This window comes from Azospirillum sp. (genome assembly GCF_035627195.1).
Lineage (GTDB): Bacteria > Pseudomonadota > Alphaproteobacteria > Azospirillales > Azospirillaceae > Azospirillum.
This window is the reverse complement of sequence record NZ_DASPMG010000395.1, coordinates 1-3,323: the sequence shown is the minus strand read 5'-3', so window position 1 is coordinate 3,323 and position 3,323 is coordinate 1. Positions and strand designations below refer to the sequence as shown.

Annotated in this window: 5 protein-coding genes; 3 read left to right on the top strand and 2 right to left on the bottom strand. The window is 69.3% G+C overall.

Features of this window, described 5'->3' with window-relative positions; genetic code table 11:
• Window position 1 precedes the first annotated feature (1 nt).
• Window positions 2-439, bottom strand: a complete 438-nt coding sequence (locus VED21_RS34150; protein ID WP_324890382.1) for a hypothetical protein — start codon at window positions 437-439, stop codon at window positions 2-4.
• Window positions 440-446: 7 nt separating this feature from the next.
• Here VED21_RS34150 and VED21_RS34145 point away from each other — a divergent pair, with 7 nt between their 5' ends.
• The 3 genes from VED21_RS34145 (at window position 447) to VED21_RS34135 (ending at window position 1,657) form a co-directional block, all read left to right on the top strand.
• Complete coding sequence (locus tag VED21_RS34145; protein ID WP_324890381.1) at window positions 447-710, top strand: hypothetical protein; 264 nt, start codon at window positions 447-449, stop codon at window positions 708-710.
• Window positions 707-1,330: a hypothetical protein gene (locus VED21_RS34140; protein WP_324890380.1), complete on the top strand. Its 624-nt coding sequence runs from the start codon at window positions 707-709 to the stop codon at window positions 1,328-1,330. Before VED21_RS34145 ends, VED21_RS34140 begins: the two co-directional genes overlap by 4 nt.
• A gap of 159 nt (window positions 1,331-1,489) precedes the next feature.
• Window positions 1,490-1,657 carry a YdcH family protein gene (locus VED21_RS34135; RefSeq protein ID WP_324890379.1) on the top strand — a complete coding sequence of 56 codons (168 nt, stop codon included), beginning with the start codon at window positions 1,490-1,492 and terminating at the stop codon, window positions 1,655-1,657.
• 94 nt (window positions 1,658-1,751) lie between these two features.
• Here the strand turns inward: VED21_RS34135 and pgmG are convergent, their stop codons facing one another.
• The gene (gene pgmG / locus VED21_RS34130) at window positions 1,752-3,155 is read right to left on the bottom strand and encodes a phosphoglucomutase/phosphomannomutase PgmG (protein WP_324890378.1); all 1,404 of its coding nucleotides are present in this window, start codon (window positions 3,153-3,155) and stop codon (window positions 1,752-1,754) included.
• Window positions 3,156-3,323 lie beyond the last annotated feature (168 nt).

The window sequence follows — 3,323 nt, the reverse complement described above, 5'->3', positions numbered from 1 at the left end:
GTCAAGCCGCACGGCGGCAACTTTCCGGGAAGCGGACGCAATCTTGCTCGACCTGGGGCATAGATTGTGAAAATCCGGTAATTTCTGCGACGCAGTGCCGCAGTGTCCGCGCCGCCTTTGCGTGTACCATTTCGGTACGCGCGATTGCGGGGCGGACGGAATGCTGTTCAACGCCGAGTTCCTCGGGCTGCTGGTGCTGGTGGCGAGCGCCGCCGCGCTGGGGCTGTCCATCGTCTTCGACGTCGGGCGCGTCAGCGCCGAGCGGACGCGCGCCACCGTGCTGCAGCGGCAGATCGACAAGCGCCGGGGCGCGCTGCGCGAGTGGACGGCCAAGACCACCGCGCGGGCCGGCGACCTGTCGGCGCTGCAGGCCCGCCTGACCGATGCGGTGAACCGCCGCCAGAAGCTGCAGGGAGCTGAAGGCGCTGGAATATTCCAAGATCGAAATGGTGCACGAGCTGGGCGAGTGCGACGCCGCCGCGCTCGGCTACTGGTCGCTGCTGGCGGTCGGCGGCGAGTCGGCGGGGGTGGAGCGGCGCGACATCATCTTCTCGCGGCAGATCTGGGAGTACCGCAACGTCGCGCACACCTGGGCGGGCTCGCCCGACCACGCCGCCGGGCTGCTGCGCACGGCCTTCTCCGAGCGCAGCGGCGTGCGGCCGGCCAACCTGCTGCCGCTGTCCGACGCGCCGGAGGGCGCCGCCGCATGACCGGGATGCTGCTGTACATCGCGCTCGGGCTGATGATCCTCACCGTGCTGTCGAACCGCTTCTGGCGCCGGCAGCTGGTCTCGGCGCGGGTCTCGCTGACCAAGCTGAAGGAGGCCGCCGACGAGGCGTCCAAGGAGCTGAGCGACGCCGCCAAGGAGTACGCCGCCGTCGACCGCCACATCGCCGACACCGAGCGCCGCGCCGCCAAGGCCGAGCAGGAGCTGGCCGCCGCGCTGGCCGAGTACGAGGCGAAGAGGACCGGGCCGGTGCAGCGCTACCACGTCTTCGACCGCATGGAGCCGCGGCAGGGCCGCTTCTACGAGGCGGCGGTGCGCTACGACCCGAACGCCGCGTCGGAGGAGCGGGTGGTGCACCGCGCCTGGACCGGCGTGCGCCGCTATCTGCTGGTCGCCGAGACCGAGCGCGACGCCCGCGAGCGCGTCGGCAACCGCTTCACCCGCAAGCACGGCTTCGAGGTGGTGGAGGTGGCGCCGTGCCGGCTGGCCGGGCTGACCATCAACCGCATCGCCGAGCTGAGCACCTTCCGCCGCCCCGGCAGCGGCGAGGACGAGGACGCCCCCCGCCGCACCCCGCGCCGGGCCTCGGCTGCGCGGACGTAAATTGGATGCGTCGAAAGACTCGGTAATAGATTAAAACTATATCGGTAATTTCATGTCACCAAATTATTCCGTCCTATGCGAATCGAACCCGTAGACCCCGCAACTGAGTCGGTCTATCCTGTTCCGCGTAGCCCGTACCGGCTAACAGAGGAGAGCCACATGAGCCTTGAGTCTCGCATCGATTCTCTCCGCACGCGGCACGCTGCTCTCGATGAAAAGATACGCTTGGAGCAGACCCGCCCTCTCCCCGACTCGCAGGCGCTTGCGCGCTGGAAGCTCGACAAACTCCACGTGAAAGAGGAGATCGACCGCCTCGCGCGGCACTGAGGACGTCCCAAATCCGGGCCATCGTCCCGCTCCGAAAACGTAGAGGGGGCTGCCGTCGGCAGCCCCCTTTTTCGTGACGGGGTTCCGACGCCCCTCAGTGCCCGCCGCCGCCGTCTTCAAACGACGGGGCTTCCAGCCCCGACGCCTTCAGCTGTTCGATCAGCGTGGCCTTCAGGCGCTCCAGCGCCTCCTCGCTGCGGGCCTCGGCGCGGGCGACCAGCACGTCCTGGGTGTTGGAGGCGCGCAGCAGCCACCAGCCGTCCGGCGTGTTCACGCGCACGCCGTCGATGCCGTTGACGTCGGCCCCGGCCGCCTGCAGGCGCGCCTTCACCTCCTCGACCACGGCGAACTTGCGCTCCTCGTCCACCTGGAAGCGGGTCTCGGGCGTGTTGACCAGATCCGGCAGGTGGTCGCGGATGTCGGCCAGCGACCCGCCGGAGCGGCTGACCAGACCGATCAGGCGCACCGCGCAGTACAGCGCGTCGTCGAAGCCGTACCATTTGTCGGCGAAGAAGATGTGCCCGGACATCTCGCCGGCCAGCGGCGAGCCGGTCTCCGCCATCTTGGCCTTGAGCAGCGAGTGGCCGGTCTTCCACATCAGCGGCTGGCCGCCGTGCCGGACGATCTCGTCGAACAGCGCCTGGCTGGCCTTGACGTCGGCGATGATGGTGGCGCCGGGGTGGGTCTTCAGCACCTCGCCCGCGTAGATCGCCACCAGCTGGTCGCCCCACACGACGCGGCCCTTGTGGTCGATGGCGCCGATGCGGTCGCCGTCGCCGTCGAAGCCGATGCCGATGTCGCAGCCCTGCTCGGCCACCACGCGCTTGAGGTCAACGAGGTTCTTCTCGACCGTCGGGTCCGGGTGGTGGTTCGGGAAGGTGCCGTCGATCTCGTCGAACAGCAGGACGTGCGTTCCGGGAAGCCGGGCCGTCAGGCGGCGCAGGATCTCGCCGCTGGCGCCGTTGCCGGCGTCCCAGGCCACCTTCAGGTCGCGCGGCCCGTCGTAGTCGCGCAGCAGGCGGTCGACGTAGGCGTCCTTGACGTCGATCTCCTCGGACGAGCCCTGGCCGGACACGAAGTCCGCGTCGGCGGCCATGGTGCCCAGGTCCTGGATCATGCGGCCGTACACCGGGCCCTTGCCCAGCATCATCTTGATGCCGTTGTACTCCGGCGGATTGTGGGAGCCGGTGATCATGATGCCGGCGTCCGCCTCGCGGTCGCGGGTGGCGAAGTACAGCATCGGCGTCGGCCCCAGGCCGATGCGCAGCACGTGCAGGCCGGTGGAGACCAGCCCCTCGGTCAGCGCCGCCTCCAGCGCGGGCGAGCTGATGCGGCCGTCATAGCCCGTGCACACCGTCTTGCCGCCCTGGCGCACGACCATGGTGCCGAAGGCGCGGCCGACGGCGCGCGCGTCGTCCTCGGTCAGCGTCTTGCCGACGATGCCGCGGATGTCGTACTCGCGCAGGACGGTGGGATGGAAGGCGTGGGCGAGGCTCATATCGTCGCGTCCTCCGATGTGGGGGCCGTGTGGGGGCGGCCGATGCTGGTGTAGTCGAATCCGGCCTTGGCCATGTCGGCCGGGTTGTAGATGTTGCGCAGGTCGACCATCACCGGCGCCTTCAGCAGCCCCTTGACCCGCTTCAGGTCCAGCGCCCGGAACTCGTTC